The organism is Streptococcus infantis, from assembly GCF_000963255.1.
Lineage (GTDB): Bacteria > Bacillota > Bacilli > Lactobacillales > Streptococcaceae > Streptococcus > Streptococcus nidrosiense.
Window position 1 is genome coordinate 1 of record NZ_JYOV01000018.1, and the last position, 16,706, is coordinate 16,706.

The 16,706-nt window shown below is 39.8% G+C and carries 10 protein-coding genes; 1 reads left to right on the plus strand and 9 read right to left on the minus strand.

All coding sequences use genetic code 11. From position 1 onward, the window contains the following. The 9 genes from TZ96_RS11065 to TZ96_RS07110 form a co-directional block, all read right to left on the minus strand. A partial coding sequence (locus TZ96_RS11065) for an accessory Sec-dependent serine-rich glycoprotein adhesin (protein WP_045763472.1) occupies positions 1 to 7,760 on the minus strand: 7,760 nt, incomplete at its 3' end. A gap of 826 nt (positions 7,761 to 8,586) precedes the next feature. Continuing rightward, entirely contained in the window at positions 8,587 to 9,498 is a 912-nt protein-coding gene (locus TZ96_RS07075) for a bifunctional riboflavin kinase/FAD synthetase (RefSeq protein ID WP_045763473.1), read from the minus strand. 65 nt (positions 9,499 to 9,563) lie between these two features. Further along, positions 9,564 to 10,502, minus strand: coding sequence for a dihydroorotate dehydrogenase (locus TZ96_RS07080; protein WP_045763474.1), 939 nt, complete (start codon positions 10,500 to 10,502; stop codon positions 9,564 to 9,566). A 10-nt stretch (positions 10,503 to 10,512) separates the two neighbouring features. Further along, positions 10,513 to 11,313 (minus strand): dihydroorotate dehydrogenase electron transfer subunit, encoded by an 801-nt coding sequence (locus tag TZ96_RS07085; protein WP_045763475.1) that lies wholly within the window; start codon positions 11,311 to 11,313, stop codon positions 10,513 to 10,515. 250 nt (positions 11,314 to 11,563) lie between these two features. Then, positions 11,564 to 12,253: a CTP--phosphocholine cytidylyltransferase gene (locus tag TZ96_RS07090; RefSeq protein WP_045763476.1), complete on the minus strand. Its 690-nt coding sequence runs from the start codon at positions 12,251 to 12,253 to the stop codon at positions 11,564 to 11,566. A 12-nt stretch (positions 12,254 to 12,265) separates the two neighbouring features. After that, positions 12,266 to 13,144: a DMT family transporter gene (locus TZ96_RS07095; RefSeq protein WP_000850668.1), complete on the minus strand. Its 879-nt coding sequence runs from the start codon at positions 13,142 to 13,144 to the stop codon at positions 12,266 to 12,268. Beyond that, positions 13,134 to 14,003 carry a choline/ethanolamine kinase family protein gene (locus tag TZ96_RS07100; protein WP_045763479.1) on the minus strand — a complete coding sequence of 290 codons (870 nt, stop codon included), beginning with the start codon at positions 14,001 to 14,003 and terminating at the stop codon, positions 13,134 to 13,136. The genes TZ96_RS07095 and TZ96_RS07100 overlap by 11 nt, the downstream gene beginning before the upstream one ends. Positions 14,004 to 14,015: 12 nt before the next feature. Beyond that, the gene (locus TZ96_RS07105; RefSeq protein WP_045763477.1) at positions 14,016 to 15,038 is read right to left on the minus strand and encodes a ribitol-5-phosphate dehydrogenase; all 1,023 of its coding nucleotides are present in this window, start codon (positions 15,036 to 15,038) and stop codon (positions 14,016 to 14,018) included. A gap of 4 nt (positions 15,039 to 15,042) precedes the next feature. Further along, a complete protein-coding gene (locus tag TZ96_RS07110) occupies positions 15,043 to 15,750 on the minus strand; it encodes an IspD/TarI family cytidylyltransferase (protein ID WP_045763478.1) in 708 nt (235 codons plus the stop codon). Positions 15,751 to 16,127: 377 nt separating this feature from the next. On the opposite strand from TZ96_RS07110, the gene TZ96_RS07115 reads away from it, so the two are divergent. Next, a partial coding sequence (locus TZ96_RS07115; RefSeq protein ID WP_045762794.1) for an ISL3 family transposase occupies positions 16,128 to 16,706 on the plus strand: 579 nt, incomplete at its 3' end.

Sequence of the window (16,706 nt, forward strand, 5' to 3'; positions counted from 1 at the left end):
CTTGCACTTGTTGAGGCTGACGTACTTGCTGACGTGCTTGCGCTTGTTGAAGCGGATGTACTTGCTGATGTGCTTGCGCTCGTTGATGCGGACGTGCTAGCCGATGTGCTTGCACTTGTTGAAGCTGACGTACTTGCGCTCGTTGAGGCTGATGTACTTGCCGACGTACTTGCACTTGTTGAGGCTGACGTACTTGCTGAGGTGCTTGCACTTGTTGAAGCCGACGTGCTAGCCGATGTACTTGCACTTGTTGAAGCTGACGTGCTTGCTGATGTACTTGCACTTGTTGAAGCGGATGTACTTGCTGACGTACTTGCGCTTGTTGAGGCTGACGTGCTAGCAGATGTACTTGCACTTGTTGAGGCTGACGTACTTGCACTTGTTGAAGCCGATGTACTTGCTGACGTGCTTGCACTTGTTGAGGCTGACGTACTTGCTGAGGTGCTTGCACTTGTTGAAGCCGACGTACTTGCTGACGTGCTTGCGCTCGTTGATGCTGAGGTACTTGCACTTGTTGAAGCGGACGTGCTTGCGCTTGTTGAGGCGGACGTACTTGCTGATGTGCTTGCGCTGGTTGAAGCGGATGTACTTGCTGACGTACTTGCGCTCGTTGATGCAGATGTACTTGCTGACGTGCTTGCACTTGTTGATGCCGATGTACTTGCTGATGTGCTAGCCGATGTGCTTGCACTTGTTGAGGCTGATGTACTTGCGCTCGTTGATGCAGATGTACTTGCTGACGTACTTGCACTTGTTGAAGCGGATGTACTTGCTGATGTGCTTGCTGACGTGCTTGCTGATGTACTTGCACTTGTTGAGGCTGATGTACTTGCTGATGTACTTGCGCTGGTTGAAGCGGACGTGCTAGCCGATGTGCTTGCGCTGGTTGAAGCTGATGTACTTGCTGATGTGCTTGCGCTTGTTGATGCGGACGTGCTAGCAGATGTACTTGCGCTCGTTGAAGCTGAGGTACTTGCTGACGTGCTTGCGCTCGTTGAAGCGGATGTACTTGCTGACGTGCTTGCGCTCGTTGATGCAGATGTACTTGCTGACGTACTTGCACTTGTTGAAGCAGATGTACTTGCTGACGTACTTGCGCTTGTTGATGCAGATGTACTTGCTGATGTGCTTGCGCTTGTTGAAGCGGATGTACTTGCTGACGTACTTGCACTTGTTGAAGCAGATGTACTTGCGCTCGTTGATGCAGATGTACTTGCTGATGTGCTTGCGCTTGTTGAAGCGGATGTACTTGCTGACGTACTTGCACTTGTTGAGGCTGACGTACTTGCTGACGTACTTGCGCTTGTTGAAGCGGACGTGCTAGCCGATGTGCTTGCGCTTGTTGAAGCGGATGTACTTGCGGACGTACTTGCACTTGTTGATGCAGATGTACTTGCTGACGTGCTTGCACTTGTTGAAGCTGATGTACTTGCTGAGGTGCTTGCACTTGTTGAGGCTGATGTACTTGCTGACGTGCTTGCGCTTGTTGACGCTGACGTGCTTGCCGATGTACTTGCACTTGTTGACGCTGACGTACTTGCCGATGCGCTTGCACTTGTTGACGCTGACGTGCTTGCTGATGTACTTGCGCTCGTTGACGCTGACGTACTTGCCGATGCGCTTGCACTTGTTGAATCAGATGTACTTGCACTCGTTGAGGCCGATGCACTCGTCGAAGCTGACTCTGATGCAGATGTACTTGCACTTGTTGACGCTGACGTGCTTGCCGATTCTGACTTGTGATCCGAATCCGACAAATCAGGAGTTACTGTATTTTGTGTTCCATCTTTGTAGGTAATCGTTACAGTTCCATTGCTATCAATATCGTACGATTTAATACGGAAATCTGACTCAGGGTTGACTGTCTTCACTGCAGCAAGAATCTTCTTAAGATCATCTTGTGTCAATGAAGTTAAATTAGAAACTTGGATAGCACTACTTGGTTTAATACCTGGGAATTTTTCATTCAGTTTCCCTTGTGCAACTACTGTCGCTGGATTTCTAATCTCATTATCTGATAAATCTACAGCTCTGACATTACGAGACCATTTATTACCATCTGCATACTGTACATTTTCTCCATAAGTAGCAGTATACTCTAATACTTTCGGATTTGTTACTGAAGCTTCAGTTGGCGTATCCTTGAATCCAGGTGCATTATCATTTGTTGAGTAGCCATCTTGGAAGATTTTACTTTGGTCATTTCTTCCATCGTAAAGTTTCAGAGTTTTAATCTTACCACTATTATCTTTAGCAGTTAAGACAACTTTAACCTGGTCTCCTGCGAAGACTTCGTAACCACTAACTCCTGGACGAACATTATTCTTAATCGATTGTTTTTCCCATAGGCCAGTCTTATCGTTCTTGACATAAAGTTCAAAAGTAGCTTCTGGACTTTCAGTTTCCTTGGTAATCGTCTTCGTCGTTGTAGCTGAAGTCAAGGTTTCAGTTCCACCACCCGGTAGACTGACTGTCTTCTCTTGCTTAACAGTTACATCGCCTGTTGGAAGAAGACCGTTATTGCCATCATAAGCATCCTGCAAATCAGCGGCTTCAAAGGTTACGCTTGTTTCATTATCTTTAGCAGTCTTCGTGAATGTATGCCCAGCTAAAGTCAAGGTTACAAGAGCTCCAGGTGTGACATTCGTAACAGTGATTGCCTTGTTTGGTAAACCACCCGTATTATTTACTTGATCATCAGTGATTTGTGGTGCTTGTGGATTGACCTTAATCGTCACATCGACTGTTCTACTATTACCAGGAGCTCCACCATAGGATCCCTGCGGTAGAGTGACTGTAACTTTTTTCGTATAAACCCCAGGGTTTGCCAGCATAGCGTCATCAGGAGCCTGAACCCAACTAAATGTAGTTCCTGCTGGGAAAGAAATAGCAGTATTTGAATTCTTCAGTGCGTTTCCTGGATTAGCAATGATATCAGCTAATGGTGTCTTATCACCTACCGTTGTCACATAATCTTGTTTAGCTACAGGATCAACGACTGTATAGTCAAAGCTTGTCTCACTTGTCAAGGCTGGATTGCTAGAAGATACCGTACCAAAACGACCGTTTGGATAAGAAGCAATTACTGTATAAGTTGTACTATGACTCTTGGCATCTGAGCCAGTAGTATTCCATACATCATGGAAAAGCTGTGTGCCAACAGGAGTAACAATCTCAGTTCCTTGGTTATTGACTCTATACTTATAAGACCATTTTGCTATTCCTGATAAACCTGTGTCTCCTAGGTTTGTATATTGTTGGATTGTTCCACCAATATTATTGGCCCAGTCTCCTCCAGTAACTTTATCACCAGGGAGATCTGACTTGAAGGCATAGAACTTACCTGTCACACCATTGTGAGTTTTGGTTTCAACTTTTGGATAAACTTTGTAGTTATAGGATAGATCCGTTGTAGAACCATCTGGATGAGTGACAGTCAATACAGCTGCACCGCTGCCATTATGGTCTCCAGCTTCAAATGTCGGTGCCTTCTTCCAGCTGACCGTAGTTCCTGTAGGAAGAGGTTGAGCCCCAACTGCACGTACAAAGTTTGCTGGGGTGAGGTTTGCTAAAGTTTCATTGCTAACAGCATAGAAAGTATCCGCTACTTTCTCAACTCCATACTTCACTTTTGGTGCAACAGTATTTGTTGTGCCATCTTTGTAGGTAATCGTTACAGTACCATCGGTAGCAATACTATAATCGCTAATGCGGTTGGCTACCTGAGGGTTTGCAGTTTTCACTGCATCAAGAATCTTGGTGCGTTCATCATTTGTCAACGCATTTGGATTGGCAACTGCAATGGCGTTAGTAGGTTGAGCTCCTGGGAATTTATCACTCAATTTCCCTTGTGCGACAATAAATGTTTCTGATTCTAGCTCATTACCACTCAGATCTCTGGAAATGAATTTACGTGTCCAAAAATTACTTGATGACCAAGTTCTGGTGTCATTATATTTACCAGTAATTTCAATTTTCGCAGGACTTGCGTCGGTAGCTACAGTAGTAGTTCCTATACTATTTATAGTACCACCCGATGCATAGTTTGAATCAATAAAGTTTGTTTGTGGTGATCTGTTATCAGAAACCTCAAACTTGTTAATCTTTCCGCTGTTATCCTTAGAAGTAGCAACTACACGATAATCGTCACCTGCAAAGATTTCATATCCAGCTGGTTTTCCTTGGATAATTGTCTTTTTAGAAACTGTAGTCCAAGTACCTTGTGCATTTTTAACCTCGACACTATAACTAATAACTGGTTTTTCAGTTTCCTTGGTAATAGTTTTAGTCGCTGTAGTTGACTCCAAGGTTTCATTTGCACTAGTACCTGGATTTTGGAAAACCTTACTTTGCTTAACAGTTACGTTACCTGCTGGAAGGAGACCGTCATTTCCATCATAGGCCGCTTTCAAATCTGTCGCAGTAAAGGTTACGCTTGTGTCATTATTCCCCGCTGTCTTAGGGAATGTATGTCCATTTAATGTCAGGGTAACAAGTGCACCCGGCGTCACATTGGTGACTGTAATTCCTTTATTTGGAAGACCACCTGTGTTAGTTACCTGATCATCTGCGATTTGAGGTGCTTGTGGATTGACCTTGATAATTACTGGAACTGGTCTGTTATTTCCCAAAGCTCCACTGTATGAACCTTGTGGCAGTGTGATTCTCACATTTCTAGTGTAAAATCCTGGATTTGCTACCGTAGCATCGTCAGGGGTTTGATCCCAACTATAGGTTGTACCCGCAGGGAAAGTAACATTAGTAGTTGAATTCTTCAGTGTACTTCCAGGATTTGCAATGATATCAGCTAGTGGAGTCTTATCACCAGCAGTTGTCACATAGTCTTGCTTAGCCACTGGGTCAACTACTGTATAGTCAAAACTGGTCTCACTTGTCAAGGCTGGGTTGCTAGCAGATACGGTGCCATAACGTCCGTTTGGATAGGTAGCAACGACAGTGTAGGTCGTACTATGGCTCTTGGCATCTGAGCCAGTAGTATTCCACACTTCTTGGAAACGTTGTGTACCGACAGGAGTAACAGTCTCAGTACCTTGGTTATTGATTTTATACTTATAGGACCATTTTGTTCCAGCGAATGCTGAATCTCCTAGGTTTGTATACTGTTCAATCGTACCACCGATGTTGTTGGCCCATCCTCCTCCTGTAACTCTATCACCAGGTAGGTTTGACTTGAAGGCATAAAACTTACCTGTCACACCATTGTATGTCTTGGTTTCAACTTTCGGATAAACAGTATAGTTGATGGTCACATCCGAGGTTGAGTTATCAGAATAGGTTACACGCGCTTGAGCTGTTTGTGCCCCAGTTGCACTAGTAGAGATTGGCGTTAGCCAAGCAATTCTATGTCCAGTGACAGCTGGTGTTGAACTATCAACAGGATCAACAGTGACAAAGTTATTTACATTAGCAACATCTGTCGCAGCTTCCCCTTGCAAAGTATAAACAGTTGGAACTTTAGGTGTAGCATTATAAAGTTCATTTTGTTTGATTTTATGGAAGGCGTAGGTGATTCCCTGTTTCCCTTCAAGAACTCTGACAGTATTGCCCGATACATATCCTTTGGCTGTTGCAACGTTAGTTGCCTTCAACTGATAACCATCAATGTTCAAATATTGTGAAAGATCTACAGTTGTTCCTGGAAGTTGTTGGATAAACACCTCATCCTTACCAGGAATTTCCTCTCCAGTATCTGCATCGATGAAATTAACTGTAACATAGGCACCACGAGCAGAGTATTCAAATTTTTCTAGTCTGAATTGTTGCAAGTTATATGCAGAACCAGTAGAAGCAAAAATAGCCAAGGCTAGCTCTTCAGGATATCCAGCGTTTGATAATAAACTATTGAAAGTATTTTGGTACTTAAGTGCATTAGTATCTGGATTTCCCCATACATTCGCATCACTCATCAGTGCCAGTTTGTCTGATTGCAGGTTCATAGACCATGTTTGACCATTGTAGGTAACCGTCATTTCTTTCGTTCTACCGTCGTAGGAAACTTGGTAATCTTTCAGAGAATTATCCGTTGGATTTTGAGCCAATTTTGAAAATGTACGTATTACTGGATAGACAGTTCCTCGTGCCCCAGCATTGTTACCATTATAGTTATAGATAAAACCACCAAAGGCGCCACCACCACCTACACTTCCGGGATCGGAAGATGCTTTATCAATAGGATTAGTTCTACTAGTATTGTGATAGGTATCAAGCTTAAAACCAAAGGAACCCTTGAGGTTGTCTCCTCCCATACCGAGAGAGCCACCAGCACCATTATGATTTTTACCACCATTACCGATGACACCCGGTTCGGCTGTTGAAAACACTGCAGCAATCCCATCACCACCATAGTGACCATTAGTATGACCTTCATAAGAATCTCCAAGATTGATCTTACCTGTCAGAGTGAAACTCTCAGTCATATCAATCTTGGTTTTCAATGTATAGGAACCAGCTTGATTACCAGTGTTTTGTGTTAAGGTTACTGTACCACCACTTAGATTTGCATTCCCTGATGTTTTAAAGTAGTTTGCTTGGTTTTTATTGGTTACAACCAACTTAGCTCTTGGGTTGTAAATCGCATTTCCCAAAGAAGCATTTGTATTAAATGGAATACGAAAATCATTTGAAGAAGTCAAAGCTTGACCATTACGGTAGTCACGCGCTCCAGAGCTTGCACGAAGAACTGTGTTTACCACACTATTACGTGTTCTAGTAGCTTCAGTGATAAGGGTGTTAAGGTCAGCGTTAGGATCTGTCAAAGCATTTTGAATCGCTTCAATCGTAGCTTTTCCTTTTAGAAGCGCAGTTTCAGCACCTTCACGATTTCCCAGACGACCGAGATAGGTTCCGATCTCATCTGAAAGACTCTTGAGTTTTTTCTCCTGCTCTGCACGTTTTTTGTCAGTTTCAGTCGCAGTTACTACCCCAGTCGCTACTGTTGTCAACATATCAGCAGCGTTGCCATTGACTTTATCAGAAACACCTGCGCTTGCTGAAGCAGTATTCAAGTTAGCTGGAGTTGTTTTATAGGTAATTGTAGCACCATCTTTATTCGTCACTACTTCCTCAACCTTAGAAGTTTCATCAGTAGCACTCTTACTTGTTGAGCTTGCGACTACAGAACTAGTAGAACTCGTTGCTGAGAGGCTTTCTGATCTTGTAAGTGACTCGGAAGTACTGCTTGAACTTGAAATTGAAGTTGAAGCTGAGGTAGATGCTGAAGTTGACGTAGAGGCAGATGTCGAAGCTGACTCTGACGCAGATGTACTTGCAGACACTGATGAAGACAAGGACTCTGATAGCGATTGACTTTCAGAGACTGAAACACTCTCACTAATAGACTGAGAAGTCACATCTGAAGCTGGAGTTTCTTGATCTTCTTGCCCAACTGTCCCTAGAACTACTTTATCCGTAGTAACGAGCGTACCATCTGTCTCAATAACTTTTTCAACAGCAGTTTGCTCATTAGCATGAACCTGTGTTTGAACGATAGCTCCACCACCGATAACCGAACCAGCCGCTACTATCCCCTTAAGGACATCGATTCCTGTCAATGGTGTAGAAGAACGCTCCTCAACAATCTCTGTTGATACTTGAGCTGTATCCACTCCGCCACGAATGACTTTAAATAAACCAAAAAGGGATGTAGAGGCACGTAACCAGTGTTTACCAGACTTGATTAACTTAAATCTTGTAACACGATCTGTTTCTCTAAATTGACCTTCATTTCTTTTAAAAAACATGTAAACACCTTCCGTTTTTCTTTCAATTATAAAAATAGAGCTTATCTTTTATTCTACCATTTTTTAACTAATTTTTCCATTGATTTCAGATAAAAATTAGAAAGAAAACGTTATTAATTTAGTCATTCTATCTAATTTTCATAAAGAATATGAAACTATCTTTACGAGATGATAGCCTATTAACAATTTGAGCTATTTAAATTGTTAAAAATATGCTTTCTATTTTTATTAGCACTATACATAGTTAGTAGAAATTATGGAATTTCTTTGAAAATTTCAAAGGGTGGATACATATTTTTTAAGTGTACTGAAGATTCCTGAATTTTATAACAAAAAGAAAACTCTGCTCACTAGATTTAAGAATTGCCTCAAAAATTTAGCAAGATTGTAAAGATTAAATAAGATTAGCATAAACATAAAAAGCATCAAATTCCGATGCTTTCTTTTTACAGTCCAAGTTGAATATTAGGGTAATTTTTTGAAATAAGACTCCTAAGTTCTTCAAGCTCTTCTTGAACTGTTTTTGTTGATTTCAAAACCATATCTTGTTTTTTTCTTGCCATTCTTATGGATATAACAAAATTGATAATTTTTTTCGAAAACAAAGACTTATTAATCTTCGTTTCTACAAGATAAAGATGGTCTACATCTCTTAGATCTAAAGCTTGCGTTGCGTTATACTTTTTTCCTTAAACATAAGCGTCTCCTTTAGTTTGGTGATAAATTATATCAAAATTGATCAGTTTTTAAAATACATTATTTAGATTGCTAATTCCCTATCTAAAAAAGAGTTTGAGAAAATCCCAAACTCTACTATTTTTTGATTTTATTTTCTAGCTATCTTTTCATCTTCTTCTAGTTGCTTAACTAATTGATCAACGCTATCAAATTTTACCATATCACGGATACGGTCCAACCAGGAAACGATGACAGTTTCCCCATAGATATCGTCAGAAAAATCAAAGATATGAACTTCAAAACGCTCTTCTTCGCCATCAAAGGTTTCATTTTTACCTAGACTCGCCATACCACGATAGACTTTTCTTTGGATTTCAACGTCAACGGCATAAACACCGTCAGCTGGCATATATGTTCGATCCAAGTTGACTAGATTAGCTGTCGGGAAGCCAATAGTTCGACCTCGAGCATTTCCGTGAACCACTACACCTCTCGTTGGTAAAGGGAATCCCAAAAGTTTGCCTGCTTCTTTTACATCTCCTTCTAGAATGGCTTGGCGAATGCGCGTTGAACTAATTTTCCCCTTTTCATCCTCAACTGGTGGAACAATAACTACTTCTCCATGGAAGAGTTCTTTTAAGTCCTCAGCTGTTTTTCTATCTGAACCAAGAGTGTAGTCAAAACCAACTACAATCGTATCTGCCTTTGCTTCCTTGACGTAGGTATCAATGAATTCTTTTGCAGTCATATTTGCTACTCGACTAGTGAAATCCATCAAATATAAACTCTCAACTCCAGCTCTCTTCAATCTACGTTCACGTTCACTAGCATTCAAAATATGCAATAAGTGTTCAGGTGAATATTGATTCAGAGTTAGTTTTGGTGATTCGTTAAAAGTTACTAGAGCTACTCCCTGGCGCTTTTCAGCAGCAATGTTAGAAGCTATATCAAATAATTTTTGATGTCCAAGGTGAACTCCATCAAAATAACCAAGTACAAGGACGTTTGGTCCTGGTGTTGCAATATCTTTTTCTGTTTTAATAGGTACTGTAATAATCATAGTATTTATTATACCAGAAAAATGGCGCTTTCAAAACAATTTAGACTGAATTCGGTACATAAAACTTAGAGCAAACTTTCTCTGACTTCTTTTCGCAACATTTCTAGACTTTCGATCCCGTACTTATCCATGACTTTTGGTAGATTTTCGATAATATCTGGACAAGCATAGGGATTCGTAAAGTTGGCTGTTCCGACACCGATTGCTGAGGCACCAGCCAGATACATTTCTAAGGCCGCTTCAGCTGAATCCACTCCTCCCATCCCAATGATTGGAAGCTTAGTTGTTTGAGCTACTTGACGTATTAGTTTTAGGGCTACAGGAAATACTGCTGGGCCAGACATACCTCCTGTCCCATTTGCGATAATCGGCTTTCTGGTTTTAAGGTCAAAACGCATCCCAACAAGGGTATTGATCATTGTGAGACCACTAGCTCCAGCATCTTCTACTGCTTTTGCAATCGTCACGATATCCGTCACACTAGGGGTTAATTTGACGTAAACGGGCACATCTGATGCTTCTACGGCAGCCTTCACCACATCATAGGCCAACTCAGGATCTTGTCCAATTAAAAGACCATGATTACCGTGATCAACGTTAGGACAAGATATATTGAGCTCAATAGCTTTCACGTTAGTTGCCTTGGAAATACCATGAGAAACAGCTGCGTACTCTTGTTTTGAAAATCCAGCGACATTGGCGATGATAGGGAGATTTGGATATTCTCTTTGAAGCCAAGGTAACTTTTCAGACAGAACGACATCTAAACCAGGATTTTGTAGACCAATAGCATTAAGCATACCTGCAGGGGTTTCTGCTACTCGAGGAGTAGGATTACCAAAACGCGGCTCAAGTGTAGTTGCCTTAATCATGATAGAGCCTAAAATGTCTAAATCATAGTATTTGGCATATTCTTGACCAAAGCCAAAACAACCTGATGCAGGAATGATAGGATTCTTTAATTCTAAGCCTGGTAGAGAAACTTGTAATCGATTTGCAGTCATGACACTCTCCTTATAAAACTACTGTTCCTGTTTTAAATACAGGCCCATCTTCACAGACACGTTGACTAACCGTTTCACTATTTGGTACTTTCAAGACGCAAGCGTAGCAAGCCCCCATACCACAGGCCATACGGGATTCAAGAGATAGATAAGCTCTTGGATGGTTGTAAAAGGTTTGATTGATGTATTTCATCATACCAGGTGCCCCACATGAGTATATGGCATCAAATTCTGTGTCAAATTCATCAATCACTACTGATACATTTCCTTGGGTTCTATAAGAACCATCATCAGTCGTTACAAAGACTTGACCGAATTCGGATAATTCATCTTCCAAAATAACTGCATCTTTGGTCGCAAATCCTAGAACCGTTGTAACATCTACACCACGCTCATGCAGTTGCTTAGCTACTTCAAGTAAAGGAGGCACACCAATCCCGCCACCAACTAAGAGAACACGACTATGCTGCTCTAAATCAGATAAGTCAAAGCCATTTCCTTGAGGTCCCATAACATCTAAGCTATCACCTGTTTTTAAGCTTGAAAAAATTGCCGTACCAGAACCTTCGATACGATAAATAAGATGGCATTGTTTATTAGCCTTATCTATAGATGAGATTGAAATCGGGCGCCGCAAGAGATGAGCATCATCAGGAACTCGTAAATGAAGAAATTGGCCTGCTTTCATAGCTTCAACCATTTCTCCTTGAAGTACGAGTTCAAAGATTGCTGGTGCTATTTCCTTTTGGGACACTACTTTCATGGTTTCCAAGCGAATAGCACCCATGCGTTTTTTACAATTTGGATTCATACCATTTCCTCCTTAAATTTTAAGGGGTTCAGAAAAAGAAAAACCTTGCAATCGCAAGGTTTCAGTAAGATACTTACAGAAAAGAATCAAATAAACTTTGTTTATTCGAAGTTTGTGTAATCTATTTTCTATCTGACACCTTGTGAGCCTCTCTGGACTTCCCTTAAAGGTTAAATTTTTACTAGTATACTGTATCAACACTAAAAAGTCAAGCAAAAATAGGTAAGGTGTCTGACGTATTTTATTTTCCTTATTTTTGTGAAGAGAGAATCTTCTCCAATTTTTGATAATCTTTGACACTGTCAATTTCATAGATAGAGTTTTCTTCCAACTCTTCTACATAAACATCTAATTTTTTAATGTTGTCTTTGACCATGTTGTCCCAATAGAGATCAACAAATTCGCCACTTGCATAGGCCTGATCTATAAATCCAACAATCTTCTCCGCTGTTGGAGCATCCCAGAATGACACACCACTCAAAATACGTCCATTCTTGCTATCAACGATGATATCTTGTACTTTATAGTCATCACCATAAACTAGGAACCATTCATTGTCACAGTCTTCACGATAAACGCTGAAGTATGTTGAACGTTCGATGTCATTTCGGAACATATTCTTGAAAAGATAGTTATCCGCATCAATAACGTAGCTGTTAGCCAACTCTTCTTTTACCAAGTAAAGTGAGTAAAAATTATTGTAATCAGCATACTTATCGTTGAAGACCAAACGAACGCCATACTTCTCTTTAAGGTAGTCGAATTGTTCTTTCAAATAACCTACAACGATGATAATATCATCAATTCCACGTTCTTTTAAAAATTCAATTTGATATTCAACCAAAGGTTTTTGATTAACTTTAACCAAGGCTTTGGGTGTATTTTCTGTCATGGGTCTCAAACGAGTTCCCAAACCTGCTGCTAAGATGATCGCTTTCACGCGCTTTCTCCTTTATTCTTTAATAATAATGTAAACACCAGCCATTACGATAAGTGAAGTAATGATGGTTAGTAAATTAAGGGGCGAACCCAAGAAAATTGCTGCAAACAAAACAGTCCATACTACATAACTGACATTTAGACCAGTTGCCTTTGCTGGTTGCAATCGATTGATAGCAATGTAGTAGGCAAGGTAAGAAATCATATCAAACGCTGCAAAGACAATCAATAGACCGAACAATTGGCCGTTTGCCACTTCTGCAAATGAATGATGTGTAAAGAGTACAATGACTAGATAAGACAAGAAGGATGTGACTTGTCGAATCAAGAGGGCTTCAATTTCACTGAGATCACTTTCCATAGCAAAAGAGCTAAGAACACTTTCACTTCCCCAAGCAAGGGCACAAATCAAGGCACATAAAATTCCGATATAGAAAGAATTCACTTGCTCTGCTTTATAGGTCTGAGCAATAATCCCAGCAATGATTAGAAAGATACCAAAAATTGTATTTTTGGAAATCTTGTGCTTCAAAAAGAAGAAGGCAAGCAAGACTGAAACAGCAGGATAAATCGCCGAAACAGACGATGCTAGAGAACTTCCAATATACTTAACTGCATAAAGGTTGGCCTGCATACCAATCGGTCCTGCCAGTAAAGCACCAATAATAACACTGACATTTCGAATATTCAAGAAGATTGAAAAACGTACTTTTCCTTCCTTAACTAGAAGAAAACCTAGTAAGATAAAAATACTTAGAAAGTCGTGTGCTGCCGCTACTACAAAGGGTGATAAATCAGTAAAAATTGAAAATATATAGGCACTAATAGTCAGACCTAATCCCCAAAATACACCTGAAAGCAAACCAAAGGAAACTCCGTTTTTAGTCTTCATCAGAACCTCCCATAGAATCCAACTCTTTCACAGCTCTATTGTAACGAGAGATTCCATAATCTCCGAAATCTGCACCATTTTCTTCTTTGTATATAGTCCAAAGACTCCAAATGATGTCTTGCAAGATTTTGTAGATACGAATTTTTTCTCTTGAAACTGGAGTCTTATCACTTTTATAATGTCTTAGAAAGTCTTCTTCCTCTGCACTGGTAAATTCAGATTCTAGGAAGAGGGCTGCCAAATCCCACATAGGATCATTCATAGATGAATATTCCCAATCAATGAGATAAAGGTGACCATCTGGTCCTTCTATGAAATTTTCAGGAACCAAATCAATGTGACATGATTTCTTATCGATACCAATTTCTTCAAGTTGGTCTTTCAGAGAAAATACTAACTTTCTGACAGTTTCATAGTTCGGATAGGAAATCTCCCCTTGTATCAAGGATTCATATTTTTTGATTTCCTCAAAAGGAGCAAACTCTCCTTTTAATTCTTTACCAGAAGCGTGAATGGTTTGTAGAATCGGTGCAATCTTTTCAAATTTGGTTTTAATGATAGTTGAATCAAGTGTCTCAGCATTTTCAATGTATTGATTAACCTTAATTCCTGCTTCAATATCGAAAAGATAATTTTCTACATCTAATTTCAAATCTTTCAACAATTCAAGATTGAACTTCTCATTCTGGCGATCGATTAATTTATCTGTACCTTTTCCGAAAAACTTAACAATATATTGGTTTGAGCTTGTTTTGACCAAGTAGTTTTGATTGGTCATACCACCTAATTGTTCAACGCTCAGAATATCTTCAGCAGTTGATAGTAAAGAGGTAAGTTTTTCCTTAATGTTTTTTTCCACAATCATCCTCCATTAGACTTCCCACTTAAAGACAGTCTTAAATGCGGTATTTAAGTCAGTTGCAAAAACTCGGTGAATATCTTTGATTTCTCTGACTGGTTCTTCTAAATAAATGATATTTTTCAAACGATTGGCAAATCTCTTAATCTCCATCATTTGGATAGCTTTTTCGAAGTCAACACGTCCTGAACGTGAAGAACCTACTAACAATAAACCTTTTTCAAGTGAATCTCGAGTATTGATATTTACCTTGTACTCACTAACACCCATCATCAAAATGGTTCCCTGTGGTTTGATGTAACGAATGAGATCATTAATTGCAGGTCCGCAGCCATCACCACCACAACATTCGAAACCATGGTCAAAACTAAGGTCTTCTGGAATACTATCCGTAATGTAAAGCTCCTTAGCAAAGGAGAAGAGTTCTAATTTCTCCCAATGACGACCAATAACAATAATCTCAGATTCAGGCAAGGTATAGTTGATAATATTTGCCATTACAAAGGCTAGACTACCATCTCCAATAACTGCAATACGCTGACGTCTGCTGTGAGAAACTGTCAAGAAACGATTCATGGCGTGCATACCCACACTGACAAACTCAGTAATGGCAGCTACTGTATCTTCGATGTCCTCGTAAGCTACCACACGATCCTTAGGTAGAGAAACAAATTCTCGCATAAAGCCATCATAGCCACTAGACAAGAAATAGGTTCCTGTCATATAGTTTTCATAGAATTCCTCATCACTCTGCATAGGTGGTTGATTGGGAATCATGACAACCTTCTGGCCAACTTTATAGGTACCTGTTGGGTCAGAAATGACTGTACCACAAGACTCGTGAATCATAGCCATTGGAAGCTTTTTCGATAATATTTTGGGGTCACGTTTTCCTTGATAGTAACGTTGATCCGCATGACAAACTGCCATAAAGTTTGGTCTAATAAGGATATGATTCTCTTGATCAATCTCCTCTTCTTGATATTTGATATTGATAAACTTTGGTTTTGTCAGTTGATAAATTTGATTAATCATGTTTTTAGTCTTTCTCAATCATGCTTTTAGCAATCTTCAAGTCTGTAACTGTTGTGATTTTTAGATTTGAGTATTCACCTTTTGCCAAGGCAACATCTTTACCCTTAATGACAAAGATTTTACATGCATCTGTCAAAATTTCTTTTTCGTCTGTTGATAAAGAACCATACAAGTCAATAAAGTCTTTACAACGGAAGGTTTGGGGAGTTTGTCCTTGATAGAGATGGGCTCGGTTTGGAATATCTGTGATGAACTGACCATTTGTACTTTCAACGATGGTATCAACTGCTTCAACCACGGTATCAACAGCATCATGGTTTTTAGCGAGTTCAATATTGTCTTGAATCATTCGAAGAGTGATGAAAGGACGAACTGAATCATGCGTCACCACAATATCATCTGCTGTCAGTGGACGGTAAGCATCAATAGCTTCAATAATTTTTTCAATACTAGAATTACGATCCGCACCACCTTTTGTGATGATAATACGATCCTTGTGGAGTGGTAGGAATTTTTCAACTAAATCTTCTGCGTGTGTAACCCAGTCACCATGAACTCCAACTACAATCTTTTCAATACTTGGTTCCAAGACAAATTTTTCAATAGTATGGATCAAGATTGGGCGATCGCCCAACTCAAGAAATTGTTTGGGTAAATTACTAATCCCCATGCGCGTGCCGGTTCCACCTGCTAAAATTCCAGCGTAGATCATTTTAATACTCCTTTAGTCTGTTCTTAAAAAAACTCATTCCTTACTATTATATCACAACCTAGCCCTTTATCGAAACAAATACTAGAATTCTCTAGTCAGAAAGAGCCTAGGCATACCTTTAGGGAAAGTAACTTGAATGATAAAAAAATCTCAACTCTATTTTCAACAAATATAGAGTTCTTTAGAGTATTATAGAAAACTTAAAAAAACCTTAAACTAAATAAAAAAGTTGAGATTGTAGCCAGAGATAATTGGCTCTATAATATTTGTAGTGGGTAAATCCCCTATGGATCTTATGGAGCCTATTTTTGTGTAGAAAAAAAGTCCCATATGACCTATAATGAAAAGCGATCAAACAACTCATTAGAAAGAATCCTATGGAACAATTACATTTTATCACAAAACTGCTCGATATCAAAGACCCTAATATCCAGATTCTAGACATCATCAATATGAATACCTACAAAGAAATCATCGCTAAACTGGACTACGACGCCCCATCTTGCCCTGATTGCGGAAGTCAAATGAAGAAATATGACTTTCAAAAACATTCTAAGATTCCTTACCTCGAAACGACTGGTATGCCTACCAGAATTCTTCTGAAAAAGCGTCGATTCAAGTGCTATCATTGCTCGAAAATGATGGTCGCCGAAACCTCTCTCGTCAAGAAGAATCATCAAATTCCTCGTATTATCAACCAAAAGATTGCTCAAAAGTTAATTGAAAAGACTTCTATGACTGATATTGCACATCAGCTATCCATTTCAACTTCAACTGTCATTCGTAAGCTCAATGACTTTCACTTTAAGCATGATTTTTCTTGTCTTCCAGAGATTATGTCTTGGGACGAGTATGCCTTTACCAAGGGAAAGATGAGTTTTATCGCACAAGATTTTGATCAGCTCAATATCATTACTGTTCTTGAGGGAAGAACACAAGCTATCATCCGCAATCAC

Bases quoted from the DNA above. Each gene is read 5' to 3' on its own strand.
- TZ96_RS07080 (WP_045763474.1), bottom strand. From the start codon at position 10,502: ATGACTGCAAATCGATTACAAGTTTCTCTACCAGGCTTAGAATTAAAG.
- TZ96_RS07105 (WP_045763477.1), bottom strand. From the start codon at position 15,038: ATGATTAATCAAATTTATCAACTGACAAAACCAAAGTTTATCAATATC.
- TZ96_RS07075 (WP_045763473.1), bottom strand. From the start codon at position 9,498: ATGATTATTACAGTACCTATTAAAACAGAAAAAGATATTGCAACACCA.
- TZ96_RS07085 (WP_045763475.1), bottom strand. From the start codon at position 11,313: ATGAATCCAAATTGTAAAAAACGCATGGGTGCTATTCGCTTGGAAACC.
- TZ96_RS07095 (WP_000850668.1), bottom strand. From the start codon at position 13,144: ATGAAGACTAAAAACGGAGTTTCCTTTGGTTTGCTTTCAGGTGTATTT.
- TZ96_RS07110 (WP_045763478.1), bottom strand. From the start codon at position 15,750: ATGATCTACGCTGGAATTTTAGCAGGTGGAACCGGCACGCGCATGGGG.